At 70.6% G+C, this 13,592-nt stretch carries 14 protein-coding genes; 8 read left to right on the forward strand and 6 right to left on the reverse strand.

Translation table 11 applies throughout. The features are described 5' to 3' along the window. Positions 1 to 51 precede the first annotated feature (51 nt). Complete coding sequence (locus ABIN76_RS05320; RefSeq protein ID WP_346958684.1) at positions 52 to 1,062, forward strand: bile acid:sodium symporter family protein; 1,011 nt, start codon at positions 52 to 54, stop codon at positions 1,060 to 1,062. A gap of 26 nt (positions 1,063 to 1,088) precedes the next feature. On the opposite strand, the gene ABIN76_RS05325 is transcribed toward ABIN76_RS05320, so the two are convergent. Then, the gene (locus ABIN76_RS05325) at positions 1,089 to 1,514 is read right to left on the reverse strand and encodes a DsrE family protein (RefSeq protein ID WP_346958685.1); all 426 of its coding nucleotides are present in this window, start codon (positions 1,512 to 1,514) and stop codon (positions 1,089 to 1,091) included. A gap of 301 nt (positions 1,515 to 1,815) precedes the next feature. Here ABIN76_RS05325 and ABIN76_RS05330 point away from each other — a divergent pair, with 301 nt between their 5' ends. Genes ABIN76_RS05330 through ABIN76_RS05340 form a run of 3 tightly spaced genes read left to right on the forward strand, consistent with a single transcriptional unit; the run spans position 1,816 to position 3,930 of the window. Beyond that, a complete protein-coding gene (locus tag ABIN76_RS05330) occupies positions 1,816 to 2,571 on the forward strand; it encodes a DsbA family protein (protein ID WP_346958686.1) in 756 nt (251 codons plus the stop codon). Next, positions 2,571 to 3,413 (forward strand): cytochrome c biogenesis CcdA family protein, encoded by an 843-nt coding sequence (locus tag ABIN76_RS05335; protein ID WP_346958687.1) that lies wholly within the window; start codon positions 2,571 to 2,573, stop codon positions 3,411 to 3,413. Before ABIN76_RS05330 ends, ABIN76_RS05335 begins: the two co-directional genes overlap by 1 nt. Beyond that, complete coding sequence (locus tag ABIN76_RS05340) at positions 3,403 to 3,930, forward strand: hypothetical protein (RefSeq protein ID WP_346958688.1); 528 nt, start codon at positions 3,403 to 3,405, stop codon at positions 3,928 to 3,930. Before ABIN76_RS05335 ends, ABIN76_RS05340 begins: the two co-directional genes overlap by 11 nt. A gap of 36 nt (positions 3,931 to 3,966) precedes the next feature. On the opposite strand, the gene ABIN76_RS05345 is transcribed toward ABIN76_RS05340, so the two are convergent. Beyond that, the gene (locus ABIN76_RS05345; RefSeq protein WP_346958689.1) at positions 3,967 to 4,737 is read right to left on the reverse strand and encodes a GntR family transcriptional regulator; all 771 of its coding nucleotides are present in this window, start codon (positions 4,735 to 4,737) and stop codon (positions 3,967 to 3,969) included. A 135-nt stretch (positions 4,738 to 4,872) separates the two neighbouring features. Here ABIN76_RS05345 and ABIN76_RS05350 point away from each other — a divergent pair, with 135 nt between their 5' ends. From ABIN76_RS05350 to ABIN76_RS05365, 4 genes are all read left to right on the forward strand, one after another. Next, positions 4,873 to 5,484 (forward strand): hypothetical protein, encoded by a 612-nt coding sequence (locus ABIN76_RS05350; RefSeq protein WP_346958690.1) that lies wholly within the window; start codon positions 4,873 to 4,875, stop codon positions 5,482 to 5,484. A 255-nt stretch (positions 5,485 to 5,739) separates the two neighbouring features. Continuing rightward, positions 5,740 to 6,336, forward strand: coding sequence for a copper chaperone PCu(A)C (locus tag ABIN76_RS05355; RefSeq protein ID WP_346958691.1), 597 nt, complete (start codon positions 5,740 to 5,742; stop codon positions 6,334 to 6,336). Between the two features lie 2 nt (positions 6,337 to 6,338). Then, positions 6,339 to 7,616 carry a Dyp-type peroxidase gene (locus ABIN76_RS05360; protein WP_346958692.1) on the forward strand — a complete coding sequence of 426 codons (1,278 nt, stop codon included), beginning with the start codon at positions 6,339 to 6,341 and terminating at the stop codon, positions 7,614 to 7,616. A gap of 174 nt (positions 7,617 to 7,790) precedes the next feature. Continuing rightward, positions 7,791 to 8,030, forward strand: coding sequence for a hypothetical protein (locus ABIN76_RS05365; RefSeq protein ID WP_346958693.1), 240 nt, complete (start codon positions 7,791 to 7,793; stop codon positions 8,028 to 8,030). 121 nt (positions 8,031 to 8,151) lie between these two features. On the opposite strand, the gene ABIN76_RS05370 is transcribed toward ABIN76_RS05365, so the two are convergent. The 4 genes from ABIN76_RS05370 to ABIN76_RS05385 form a co-directional block, all read right to left on the reverse strand. Continuing rightward, the gene (locus ABIN76_RS05370; protein ID WP_346958694.1) at positions 8,152 to 8,448 is read right to left on the reverse strand and encodes an antibiotic biosynthesis monooxygenase; all 297 of its coding nucleotides are present in this window, start codon (positions 8,446 to 8,448) and stop codon (positions 8,152 to 8,154) included. Between the two features lie 211 nt (positions 8,449 to 8,659). Further along, complete coding sequence (locus tag ABIN76_RS05375; protein ID WP_346958695.1) at positions 8,660 to 10,444, reverse strand: biotin carboxylase N-terminal domain-containing protein; 1,785 nt, start codon at positions 10,442 to 10,444, stop codon at positions 8,660 to 8,662. After that, positions 10,444 to 12,126 carry a 5-oxoprolinase/urea amidolyase family protein gene (locus ABIN76_RS05380; protein ID WP_346958696.1) on the reverse strand — a complete coding sequence of 561 codons (1,683 nt, stop codon included), beginning with the start codon at positions 12,124 to 12,126 and terminating at the stop codon, positions 10,444 to 10,446. Before ABIN76_RS05380 ends, ABIN76_RS05375 begins: the two co-directional genes overlap by 1 nt. A gap of 27 nt (positions 12,127 to 12,153) precedes the next feature. Next, a complete protein-coding gene (locus ABIN76_RS05385; protein ID WP_346958697.1) occupies positions 12,154 to 13,503 on the reverse strand; it encodes an MFS transporter in 1,350 nt (449 codons plus the stop codon). Positions 13,504 to 13,592 lie beyond the last annotated feature (89 nt).

Below are 13,592 nucleotides of genomic sequence, written 5' to 3' on the forward strand. Positions count from 1 at the left end.
CCTCCGGTCATAAAGTGGCCGGACCACGGACGCCGGTGGCACCATGCTTGGATGCTTGAGGCAACCAAATCACCACAGTCCGCGCCGGAGTCCCGCACTGACGCGGACACCCCGGTCAATCCGGCCCTCGCCGCCGAGGCCAAAATCGCCCGCATAGCGGTCACCGTGTTTCCGCTCCTCGTGGTGGTCGCCGGCGTCGCCGGCTTCCTGCTGCCAGGCGCGTTCAAGCCGCTCGCGCCGAGCGTGCCGTACCTGCTGGGCATCATCATGTTCTGCATGGGCCTGACCCTAACGCCGCCGGATTTCGCTTCCGTGGCCAAGCGCCCGTGGGCCGTAGTGCTGGGCATCGTGGCGCACTACGTCATCATGCCCGGTGCCGGGTGGCTGATCGCCCAGGCGCTGCACCTTGAGCCGGAGCTCGCCGTCGGCCTGATCCTGGTCGGCTGTGCACCGTCCGGTACGGCCTCGAACGTGATGGCGTTCCTGGCCAAGGGCGATGTGGCCCTCTCCGTCGCTGTTGCTTCCGTGTCCACGCTGATCGCCCCGATTGTCACGCCGCTGCTGGTGCTCTTCCTCGCCGGCTCCTACCTGCAGATCGACGCGGCCGGCATGGTGCTGGACATCGTCAAGACGGTGCTGCTGCCGGTGGTCGCGGGTCTGCTGGCCCGCCTGTTCCTGAAAAAGGTCGTCGCCAAGGTGCTCCCGGTGCTGCCTTGGGCTTCCGCCGTGGTCATTTCGCTGATCGTTGCAATCGTCGTGGCGGGCAGCGCCAACAAGATCGTGGCCGCCGGCGGCATCGTCTTCCTCGCCGTGGTGCTGCACAACGGCTTCGGCCTGGGCCTGGGCTACCTGGCCGGCAAGCTCGGCCGCCTGGACGACAAGGCCCGCCGCGCCCTGGCCTTCGAGGTGGGCATGCAGAACTCCGGCCTCGCGGCGACGCTGGCCACGGCCCACTTCAGCCCGCTGGCCGCGCTGCCCTCCGCCGTGTTCTCGCTCTGGCACAACATCTCCGGCGCCATCGTGGCCGCCTGGCTGGCCCGCCGCCCGCTGCGCGACGCCTGAGTCCCACCGGGGGCCGTGCCCGCCCGTCACAGGCGGATGTACGCCCAGCCATCCCACTGACGCCGGGCAAGGTGCGCGATGGCGGCCGGGACGACGCCGACGCCGGGCAGCAGGCGCTCGGCCGGCAGGTCCGCCGAGCGCAGGCTGTTCCCGCAGGCCAGCACCCGGACGCCGTGGGCGAGCGCGGCCAGGACCGCAGCCCGGTGTTCCGAATCCTCCGCCAACTGGGCAACCCCCGGACCCTGGATAACAGCCTCCACCGGGGTCCCGGGCCCCAGGGCATCCACCGCGTTCTGGCTGCTACGCAGCACTCCGGCCAGCGCCCCGTCCGGCAAAGGACCGGATCCGTGGGCCACGAGTCCCCGGGGACCCGCACCCGCCGGCTCCCCCGGACGGCTCAGGTCATTTTTTGCCGAGCCCCGGGGCTCGTTTTCGGCGGAAAGCTCAGACACACAATCTCCTTTGGCGCGGACGGGTCCGGGCACCGCAGTGCGGGCCCGGACATATCGTGCATGCTAGCGACCCACCGCCGGAAATGTACAGACATTCGACTGGACCCACAGCGCGCACCCGCCGTGCCCCGCCCTCGCCCCACCCGCCGCGCCCCGCCCGGGACCCCCGGACTGCATCCCCAACTGCACCCCCCAACGGCCCGGTTGGGTGTTGTACATGACCCCGGTTGTCACGTAGCCTCGCTAGGACATTAAATGTCTAGACATTTGCGGGCCCGTTGCTGCCCGTTCGAGGAGCCGGATGCCCACCTTGACCTCGTCCAAACAACCCCCAGCCAAGCCGCGCCGCCGCGCCGCCTCGTTCATCCTGCCCGCCCTGGGCATCGCGGTGCTGCTGCTGTTCGTGGGCCTGCTCTCCTACCAGGGCGCAGCGGCGCAGAAAAATGACGACAAGCAACAACAGCAGTCCCGGAGCACCGGAAAACCCGCCAGTGGGAAGCTGGACATGGCACGCCGGATCCCTGATGATCCGATGGCGATCGGGCGTCCGGACGCACCGGTTGTCCTGGTGGAGTACGCCGACTTCCGCTGCCCTTTCTGCGGGCTCTTCTCACGCGAAACCCTGCCGCCGCTGGTGGCAAAATACGTCGGCAGCGGCCAGCTGCGGGTGGAGTGGCGGGACCTTCCGGTCTTCGGCGGGGAGTCCTCCGATGCTGCCGTCGCGGGCCGCGCCGCTGCCGCGCAGGACCGGTTCTGGGAATTCAACAAGGCCGTCTACGCCATTGCGCCGGAACGGGGGCACGCCGCCCTGCCGCGGGAACGGCTGGTCCAGCTGGCCGGGAAGGCCGGGGTCCCCGACCTGAAGAAGTTCGAAGCGGATCTGGAATCCGCCGAGCTCCAGGCTGCGGTGGCCAAGGACGCCCAGGAGGCTGCAGGCCTCGGCGCGACCGGCACCCCGACATTCCTGGTCAACGACACCCCGATCGTGGGTGCGCAGCCGGTGGCCACCTTTGAGAAAGCGATCGAGGCCGCCTTGAAGTCGGCCAAGGGGAACTGATGGACATCGGTTACGCCGGCGCCTTCCTGGGCGGGGTCCTCACCCTGCTGAGTCCATGCTCCGCCCTGCTGCTGCCGGCGTTCTTTGCCTACGCATTCTCGACGAAAACCCGGCTCGTGGCACGCACCGGCTTGTTCTACTTGGGGCTGTTGAGCACCCTGGTGCCACTGGGAATCTTCGCGGGGGCGCTCGGTTCCCTCGTCACGCAGCACCGCGCGGTCCTCGTCGGCGCTTCGGCGGCCTTGGTGATCCTTCTGGGGCTGGCCCAGATCAGCGGCGTCCGGCTTCCCGCCGCCTTCACGCCGACGGCCCGGACCGGGACCTCCCGGCTGTCCGTCTTTGCCCTCGGGACCGTCTATGGCGTTGCCGGAGTCTGCACCGGACCCATCCTGGGCTCCGTCCTGACCGTGGCGGCAGTCGGCAGCAATGCTGTCTACGGCGGTATGCTGCTGACAATCTTCGCCCTCGGCATGGCGGTGCCGCTCTTTGTTCTGGCGCTCGTCTGGGACCGGCTGGGCATCTCCGGCCGCCGCTGGCTGCGACCGCGGCCGCTCACCATCGGGACTTGGACCAATTCCTGGCTGATGGTGGTTTCCGGACTCATTTCCGTCGGCATCGGGGTGCTTTTGCTCCTGAGCGACGGGACGGCAGGCCTGGGCGGCGTACTGACGGTCCAGGACCAGTTCAGGGCTGAATCCTTTGCCAGTGAGGCGGCCGCCGGGGTCCCGGACCTCGCGGTCGCGGGCGCCGCAGCCCTCGCCCTGCTGGCGGGCGTGGCCCTCTATTACAAGAACCGGCAGACAGAGCCGACAAGAGACAGGATGCACGACGATGCGCACTAACACCCTGATACCGGCCCTGGCGCAGTGGCCGGCGCGACGCTGGCTGGCTGCCGCCGTCGCCGCCGTCGGCACCTACGTCCTCGTGGCCGTCCCGACGGACCTGATCGACACACCCCTGTTCAGCCGTGAGGTGCCGCCCACCTGGTGGTCGTTCCCCATCCTCGCGGTGACGGCCGTGCTCACCGGATTGCTGCTGGCCACCTATGTGTCCCGCGAACCTGCGGCCGACGGCGGGAGCAGCAGCGAGGAGCCCGACAGCCGGGGCCGCTTCGGCGCGGCCGGAACAATCGTCTCCTTCTTTGCCGTGGGCTGCCCGGTCTGCAACAAACTTGTCCTGCTCGCCCTTGGCACGTCCGGCGCCATGCAGTACTTCGAGCCGATCCAGCCGCTGCTGGCGGCCCTGTCCATCGCCCTGCTGCTGTGGGCCTTCGTGAAGCGGGCTACCTCCGAGGACCGCTGCCCGGTACCGCGGGTGCGGGCCGCCACGGCGGGTGCAGCCACCGGCAGCGGGCGCTAGGGCCGCAGCCCAGCGGGGCCGGGTCGGCGGGCCGGGTCAGCGCGGAGTGGCCTTGCAGCCGAAAGCGGTCGCAATAGCCACCCGGTCGCCCAGGACGTGGCTGCACCGGAACTCGACGTCGCGCGCCCGGTGGCAGCCGGTCCGTTCAATCAGCAGCAGTGGGGCGCCCTCCGGGCAGCCGAGCAGCGCAGCCTGGGCGGGGGTGGCGGGCACCGCGGTGAGGTGCTCCACCCCGCCGTCGAGCACGACGCCGCAGCGCCGGTCGAGCTCGCCGTACAGGGATGCGTCACGGAAGTCAGCCTCGAGGAGCTTCGCTGCGGTGGTGCCCGGGAGCCAGACCTCGTCCAGCCCGATCGGCTCGCCGTCGGCGAGGCGGACCCGCGAGAGGTGAAAGAGCTCCACGTCCGGAGCCAGGGAGAGCTTGGCCGCCACCTCCGCGTTGACCACCAGGTGCTGTTCGAGGACCACGCTGCGGTGTTCCATCCCGGACTCCCGGATGGACGCCAGGACGCTGTAGATCGGTCCGTAAGCCGTGCTTCTTCCGGCGACCACCGTGGGTTTCTTGCCGGGGTGCGCGGTGATGTGCCCGGCGTCGCGGAGGGGCTTCAGGGCGGCCCGGATGGTGCCCCGGCTGACGCCGTACCGCCGGGCCAGTTCCAGTTCGCCGGGGAAACTGCCCGCAAACGCGCCAGCGAGGACCTCCGCCAGGAGCTCGGCGCTGACCGCTTTCCAGAGCGGTCCCTCCTTGGCCCTCCCGACGGCAGCCTCCGCGCGGGACTGCGCTGCTGGCTCCTGGTGATGTGTCACATAACTCCCGCCCGGTCTCCTGCACACAGCTGCTGGCATTACGACGTTACTGCATCGCCCCGCCCAGGCGGCTGCGCGGACGCCCTAAAGCCGTCTTCGACGGCCTGTAGAATGGTGCGGGAGTGAGGAGGAAGAATGACGGCACCTGCCCTGCGCCTGGTCCGCGGCTGGATCGGCGCCGTCGTCGCGACCTCGCTCGCCGCCACGTCCCACGTCCTGGCCGGCGGCAGCATTCCCGAAGTTTCCCTGCTCGTGCTGGCCCTGGCACTGTCCGGACTGGTCTGCACCGCACTTACGGGCCGCGGGTTGTCCCTGTGGCGGCTGGCAACAGGCGTCCTGCTCAGCCAGGGTCTCTTCCACTGGCTCTTCAGCGGCTCGGCGGCCCCGCGCCATTCCCCCCTTCCGTCCAGCGGCCACGCAGCGCACTCGATGCCGCTCGAACCGGCCGCCGGCACGGCTGTCTCCGCCGCCATGGACCACACTTCGCCCCTGATGTGGGCCGGGCACGCCGTTGCCGCCGTCCTGACGGTCGCCCTCCTGCGCCGCGGCGAGGTCACCGTCGTCCGCCTGGTCCAGGCTTTGCGCCTGCGCGTGACAGCCTTCCTGCCGCTCTTCCAGCCGTTGCCCCAGCCGCCGGCCGCCGTCACCCGGCCCGCCAACCGGCGTCTGCAGCCGCTGCGCAACCTCGGCGTTCCGCTGCTGGTGATGCGCCACCGCGGGCCGCCCGCCGCTCCGATCGCATCCTAGGCGCCCGTCCCGTCACCCGATAAGCCCGGCACCCTGCCTGACAGTTTCGGGGCCGGACACGTCACCTGCCCGCCGCCCTTGACGCTGCACCCTAGCCGGCGCAGCGGGCGGCCGCCAGGCAGACCCCGCGCCCGCTTTCGCCCGTGCTGCCGCCTTTGTGTGCCCGCGGCGGAGCATGCCCGGTGTGCGATTCCCCGCCCCCAACATTTTTTCGGGCAGGCCCGTGGCCGCCCGTAACCCTTCAGGAGTACCACCATGTCCAAAAAGTTCACCTACCCCGGCCTCTCCGTCCTCGCGGCCGCATCCCTGGCCCTTACCGGCTGCGCGCCTTCGGCGTCCACTTCGGCGCCCTCCGCACCTGTTACTGCCACCCCGGCCAGCGCGGCCGGCCTCACGGTTAGCCAGCCGTGGGTCAAAGCCGCCGCTTCCGGGATGACCGGCGGCTTCGGCGTCATCAAAAACACCACCGGCGCCGACGTCACCGTCACCGGTGCCTCGACCCCCGCGGCCCGCAAGGTGGAGCTCCACGAAACCGTTGCGGGCGCGAGCGGCGGAATGCAGATGCGGCCCAAGGAAGGCGGCTTTGTGATCCCGGCGGGCGGCGAACTGAGGCTGGAGCCCGGCGCCAACCACATCATGCTGATGGGGCTGACCGCACCGGTCACGGCGGGCAGCGAGGTCACGTTCACGCTGGCGTTGGCCGGCGGCGGAACCCTCACGTTCACGGCGTTGGCGAAAGATTTCAGCGGCGCCAACGAGAACTACGTCGAGGGCAAAGACCCCGGAATGCCCTCCGGAGCGTCGGCCACCGGCGGCGCCAGCAGCCCCGCGCCGTCGTCGACCTCGAAATGAGCATGGGGAAACGGCAGCCGGCGGACGCCCCCGCGGGCGGTGACGATCCGCGCGAACCGCGGAAACTCCCGCGGCGCGGACTGCTTTTCGGCGGCGCCGCCGTAGGGCTCGGGGCGCTGGCCGCCGCGGGCGCCCCGTTCGCCGGGGCCGCCGTCGGGCAGCTGACCGGAAATCCGGCCCCGGACGAACCCGCGGAGAGGGTCCACGGCGGCACGGCGGTGGCCTTTTACGGTGACCGGCAGGCGGGGATTACCACCCCCGCCCAGGCCCACGGCGTTTTCGTCGCCCTCGATCTGCGGCCCGGGACGACGCGCGCCAGGGTCAAAGCGCTGCTGCGGCTGCTCAGCGACGACGCCGCCAATCTCTGCGCCGGCACCCCGGCCCTGGCGGACACGGAAGCGGAGCTCGCCCAGGTCCCGGCACGGTTGACGGTCACGTTCGGCTTCGGTCCCGGCCTGGTGGCCGCGGTGGCCCCCGCCCGGGCTCCGGGCTGGCTGAAGCCGTTGCCCGCGTTCAGCATCGACCGGCTGCAGCCCGGGTTCTCCGGCGGCGACCTGCTGCTGCAGATCTGTGCGGACGATCCGGTGACCGTGGCACATGCCCAGCGGATGCTCCTCAAGGACAGCCGCAGCTTCACGACCGTGCGCTGGGTGCAAACCGGTTTCCGGCGTTCGTACGGCAGCGAGAAGTCCGGGACGACCATGCGGAACCTCTTCGGCCAGGTGGACGGGACATCCAACCCGGCCCCGGACAGCACGGACCACGAACGCGTGGTCTGGGGCGGCGGCGATATCCCCGCCTGGACGGACAACGGCACCTCGGTGGTCATCCGCCGGATCGCGATGAACCTGGACAAGTGGGATGAGGTTGACCGCGTCGGCCGGGAGGACGCGGTGGGCCGCCGGCTCTCCAACGGAGCGCCGCTGACCGGGGAGCAGGAGCACGATGAGCCGGACTTCACGGCGATGTCCCGGCACGGATTCCCGCTCATCTCCGACGTGTCCCACCTGCGCCGTGCCCGGCCCGAAGACAGTTCGCAGCGGATCTTCCGCCGGGCCTACAACTACGACGCCGCCCCCGGCGCCGGAGGGGTCTCGGACTCGGGGCTGATCTTCGTGTCCTACCAGGCCGACGTCAAGAAGCAGTTCACGCCCATCCAGCGCCGGCTCGCTGAAGCGGACATGCTCAATCTATGGACGACGCCGGTCGGTTCGGCCGTGTTCGCCGTCCCGCCGGGATGCCGCGAGGGCGGCTTCATCGGCGAGCTGCTGTTCGCCTGATCCACGGCCTGCGGGCCGTCCGTCCGGGTGAACTGGAGGGGCGGCCCCGAGGTCGATCCGGCGAGGGGCTGCCGCCGTCACCAGGGAGGGTCTAGCGTGGGAAACATCAGGCCTCCTACCCGGCGTAGGGGGCCGGTATAAGCAGCTGACGGCAGGAAGAACCCAGGAGGACAAGTGACCACAGAGCAGTCCGAACCAGTAGAGATTTCGACCCGCATCCGTCCCGGGGAATGGACGGAGGAAAGCCTGGCGGAGACCGTGGCCGGGTACCGGCGAAAACTCCTGGAGATGGGGGCGGCGCCGTCGGAGATCGACGTCGTAACGGACCGCGATCACGGGGGCGGGGTTTCGGTGGTGGCTACCTGGACCAAGGCCTGGCATCTTGAGACGCCCGGTTCCGGTTCGGACGCGTAAGCCTCGGCCCGGCGCAGGGGCCGGAAGACCCGCTGCGGCCGTCGGTGACAGGTTCCTCGATGGCCGCCCGACGGCTGCGGCCCGGCGGCGGCGACCCCGCCACCCGCCGCCGGAGATGCCCTCAGCCGATGCTGGCTGCCTCGTCGAGCGTCCGCGATTCGAAGTGCTCCAGCATCTCGCGCATTGCCTCCACCTCCTGGATGAAGGTGGCTGATGCCCGCCACTGTTCAATCTGTTCGAGGGACTCCCAGGGTCCGGTGCTGATGAACCGGTTCCTGACGTCATGGTCGTGCATGAGCACCGCCTTGGCGTTGGGGTAGTCCTCCTGCGTTTTTCTCGCCAAATCCCGCCAGGCCTGCACAAAATCATTCTCGCGTCCCGGGTGGACCAGCCAGATTCCAAGCGTGTAGACAGACATGGCTGCCGCCTTCCATTCTCCGTACGGGGTTGATACCGCCGATTATGTTCCCGGGACGCGCGGGGCGGTAGGGCCGGATTGCCCGGCGGTGCGACAGAAAAGCCCGTCCGGCGGCCCCTTGAACGACGAGCATGCCCAGCCCTGAGCTCCGGGGTTGGACACAGTGGCAATATGTCCACCCGCCGGCCCGGGCGGTGGGCATGTCCCGTGGCTAACCGATCAGCGCCAGCACCGCTCCGGCAGTGACCACGCCGCCGGCTTCGGCCCGGACGTCGGTCACGGTTCCGTCCCGGTGCGCGGCGACCTGGGTCTCCATTTTCATCGCTTCGAGCACGACGACGGGGTCCCCGGCTGTAACTTCGGCCCCCGGTTCGACGAGCCACTTCACCACGGTTCCTGCCATATCGGCCCGCAGTTCCCCCGGATCTGCGGGCGCGGCAGCGCCGTCGTCGGACGCGGTTCCCCGCGAGCCCTCCAGCGACACCCCGGCAGGCAAGGTCCCGCCGGGCAGTGTCCGGCCGGACCGGGCCCACCCGTCCAGCAAATCAGCCGGCAGGCCGACGGCGAGACGCTTGCCGTCGACCTCGACCGTGATGGTGCGGCGTTGGCCGTCGGGCGCCGTGGTGCTGTAGGCGGGGTCGGCAGGAATCCTGTCCGCGAAATCGGTCTCAATCCAGCGGGTGTGGATTCCCAGGCCGGCCTCGGACGTGAAGTCCGGGGACTCCAGCACGGCCCGGTGGAACGGCAGCACGGTGGCCACCCCGGTGATGCTGAGCTCCGCGAGGGCACGGCGGGCGCGGCGCAGGGCCTGCTGCCGGTCCGCGCCAGTGACGATGAGCTTTGCTAGCAGCGAGTCGAACTGCGGAGGGACGAACGAGCCGGAGCGGACGCCGGAGTCGAGCCGGATCCCCGGGCCGGTGGGGCCGGAGAACTCGGCAACGGTGCCCGGCGAGGGGAGGAAGCCGCGGCCCACGTCCTCGGCGTTGAGCCGGAATTCGAAGGAGTGGCCGCGGGGCGCCGGGTCCCCGGTGAAGCGCAGCGGCTCCCCGGCCGCGATGCGGAACTGCTCCTGGACCAGGTCGATCCCGGTGGTTTCCTCGGTGATGGGGTGCTCCACCTGCAGGCGGGTGTTGACCTCCAGGAACGCGACCGTGCCGTCCGCGGCGACGAGGAATTCCACCGTGCCGGCGCCGGAGTAGCGGGCTTCCCGGCAGACGGCCTTGGACGCCTGATAGATCTGGCCGGTCTGCTCCTTCGTGAGGAAGGGTGCGGGGGCTTCCTCGACGAGTTTCTGGTGCCGGCGCTGCAGCGAGCAGTCGCGGGTTCCGACGACGACGACGTTCCCGTGGGTGTCCGCCAGGACCTGGGCTTCGACGTGGCGCGGCCGGTCGAGGTAGCGCTCCACGAAGCATTCCCCGCGTCCGAAGGCGGCGACGGCCTCGCGGACGGCGGAGTCGAAGGCCTCCTCGATTTCGTCGAGCGCGCGGACCACCTTCATGCCGCGCCCGCCCCCGCCGAATGCCGCCTTGATCGCGATCGGCAGTCCGTGCTGCTCGGCGAAGGCGCGGGCTTCGGCCGCGGAATCGACTGGGCCGTCGCTGCCGGCCACGAGGGGCGCCCCGGCTCGGACGGCGGTTTCGCGGGCGGTGATCTTGTTGCCAAGCAGCCGGATGGCGTCGGGCGCGGGCCCGATCCAGGTCAGTCCGGCGTCGAGGACCGCCTGGGCGAAGTCGGCGTTCTCGGACAGGAAGCCGTAGCCGGGGTGGATGGCGTCGGCGCCGGATTCGGCGGCGGCGGCCAGCAGTTTGGGGATGTTCAGGTAGGTGTCGGCGGGCGAATTGCCGCCCAGGGCGAAGGCCTCGTCCGCCGCGGAGACGTGCAGGGCGTCGGCGTCGATGTCCGCGTAGACGGCGACGGACGCCAGTTGGGCGTCGTCGCAGGCCCGGGCGATCCGGACGGCGATTTCGCCGCGGTTGGCGATCAGGACCTTGCGCATCAGTTACTCACTTCTTCGTCGGGGGCTTGTTCGGCGGGGGTGTGGTCGGTGGTGGCGGCTCCGGTGCTGCCGGACTCAGCCCAGCGGAGGCGGATCCGGCCGCCGATCGGCACCTGCGCTGCAAGGTCCAGCTGCGTGTCGACGACGACGGCGATCACCGGGTAGCCGCCGGTGATCGGGTGATCGGCCAGGAACAGCACCGGCAAACCTTCGGGCGGGACCTGGAGGGCGCCGGCGACGGTGCCTTCGCTGGCCAACTCCCCATCCCGGCTACGTTGCAGCGGCGTTCCGTCGAGCCGCATGCCCACCCGGTTCGACTGCGGCTTGACCTGCCATTCCTGGGCGGTGAGCGACTCCAGCGCCTCGGCGTCGAACCAGTCAGCGCGCGGCCCGGGGACGACGTCGAGCACGGTCACCCCGGTGCCGGGGAACTCAGGCTGCAGTTCCGGGTGGCCGACGACGCCGGACTCGGAGTCGCCGCCGGAGGGCAGGAGCTGCCCCGCGGTCAGCGGCGCCGGGCCGATCCCGGACATCGTGTCGGTGGCCCGGCTGCCGAGGACCGGGGCGGCATCCACGCCGCCGCGGACCGCGAGGTAGCTGCGGAAGCCGCTCTCCGGCGCGCCGATGCCCAGTGTCTCGCCGTCAAGCAGGGCGAAGGGCGTGGCTATCGGCACGGTACGGCGGTCGGGCTCCGCGTCACGACTGCCGGGGGTGGTGATGGCCAGTTCCGACGGCGCCCCGGCGACAGCCAGGACCTGGTCCCCGACGGCCTGGACGGTCAGTCCGCCGGCCACGGTCTCAATGACGGCGGCCGACGGCGCGTTGCCGACGAGGCGGTTGGCGCGGCGCAGCGAGGCGCGGTCCAGGGCTCCGGCGACGGAAACACCCAGTCCGGAGTGGCCGTGGCGTCCGAGGTCCTGGATCAGGCTCTGCAGGCCGGGCGAGACGATCCGGAGTCCGGAAGTCACCTCCGGCGCGGGGGTTTCAGTCCGGGGTTCCGGGGCAAGCGCCACGGTCTCGCGGACCGCGCGGAACTGGATCCGGTGGCCGGGTGCGGCCAGGGCGGGCTGCTCGCGGTCCAGGTCCCACATCCGGGCGGCGGTGTGGCCGATCAGTTGCCAGCCGCCGGGTGAGCGGCGCGGGTAGACGGCCGAGTAGGTTCCGGCCAGCGCCACGGCACCTGCGGGCACCGCGGTGCGCGGGGAACTGCGGCGGGGCACGTTGAGGGCCTCGTTCTCCCCAACGAGGTAGCCGAATCCCGGGGCGAAGCCCGCGAAGGCCACGGTCCACTGCTGGCGGCAATGGGCGGCGATCACGCCCTCGATCCCGAGGCCGGTCAGCTCCGCCACTTCGGCGAGGTCCGCGCCGTCGTACACGGTGTCGATGACCACCAGGCCGCCGTCGCGCTGCACCGGGGCGGTGAGGTCGAGCTGCAGCAGCTGCGCGGCGATCCGGCGGGCGGCGACGGGCGAGTCGGCGGTGACCATGACGGTTTCGGCGGCGGCGAGCACGTCCAGCTGCCCGGGCAACGGGTGCTCGAGGAGCAGTGCCTGCAGCGCCAGCACGCCTTCGGTGCCGGTGAGTTCTGCGAGCACCGCGCGGGTGCCCACCGCCCGCACCGCGTTCACTTTGTGGACGGCCGACTGCCGCGTTGCCACCGTTTCCATTGCTGCCTCCATCATTGCCGCCGTCTCCAGGGTCCGCGCCGCTTAGGCGCGGGCTTCCTGCAGCAGCCGCTCTTCCTCGGCTGTCTGCGGGTTCCGGCCGATCGCCAGGCCCACCACCGTCACCACGGCGGAGACCGCGAGGTAGCCGGCGATCAGGAACCAGTTGCCGGTGGCGGCGTAGAGCGCGGTGAAGATCAGCGGGGCGACGGCGCCGCCGATCACGCCGGCCAGGGTGTAGGCCAGCGAGCTGCCGGCGTAGCGCAGCCGGGCCGGGAACTGCTCGGTGATGTAGGCGGCCTGCGGGCCGTACATGAACGCGTGGAAGGCGAGGCCGATCACGACGCCGAGGGTGAGCATCAGCACGGACTTGCCCTGGATCATCAGGAAGAACAGCGGGATGTAGACGGCCGTGCCGACGGCGGCGATGCCGTAGACGAGGCGGCGGTTGAAGCGGTCCGTGAGCGCGCCGGCGGCCGGGATCAGGGCGAGCTGGAAGGCCGAGCCGATCAGGATGGCGCCGAGGACGTTGCCGGTGGTCATGCCCAGCTGCTTGGTGGCGTAGAGGGCGACGAAGACCGTGAAGAGGGAGTAGAGCACGTCGGGGCAGATGCGCGACAGGGCGGCTGCCAGCAGCGCGCGGGGTTCCTTGGTGAAGACCTCCTTGATGGGGGCCTTAGGGGCCTCGCCGTGGGCCTGGATGGCTTTGAAGACGGGGGTTTCCTCAAGCTTGAGGCGGATCAGGAGGCCGAAGACCACCAGCAGGGCGGAGGCGAGGAAGGCCACGCGCCAGCCCCAGGACAGGAACGCCTCGTTACTGAGGGTTGCCGCGAGGAGGGCCAGCACACCGTTGGCCATCAGGTTGCCGGCGGGCGGGCCGATCTGGGCGGCCGAGGACCAGAAACCGCGCTTGCGGGCGTCGCCGAACTCGCTGGAGAGCAGGACGGCCCCGCCCCATTCGCCGCCGACGCCGATGCCCTGCGCCAGGCGCAGCAGCACCAGGATCGCCGGGGCCGCGACGCCGATGGCGGAGTAGTCGGGCAGCACACCGATCAGGACGGTGGCGACGCCGATGAGCATCAGTGTGACCACCAGGACGTGCTTGCGGCCGATCTTGTCGCCGAGCCGGCCGAAGATGACGCCGCCGATCGGGCGGGCCAGGTAGCCGACGGCGAAGGTGGAGAAGGACAGCAGCAGGCCGACCAGCTCATCCCCCACCGGGAAGAAGATCTTGGGGAAGATCAGCGCCGACGCCACGGAGTAGATCGCGAAGTCGTAGTACTCCAGCGAGGTGCCGGTGAGGCTTGCGATGTAGGCCTTGAGGGCGCCCGGGGGCAGGTTCTTTTTGCCGGCCCTCTTGCTGGCGGCCGGAGCGGCCTGGTGCGGTGCGGTCATGATGTTCCTCCAGATGCGGGTGCTGCCTGTGCTGGGTGGGTGTGCTGAAGTCGCACCGGGCTTAAAACGCAGCGCCGGTGAGGCTGTTT

The sequence above is a fragment of the uncultured Arthrobacter sp. genome (assembly GCF_964021775.1).
Taxonomy (GTDB): Bacteria; Actinomycetota; Actinomycetes; order Actinomycetales; family Micrococcaceae; genus Arthrobacter.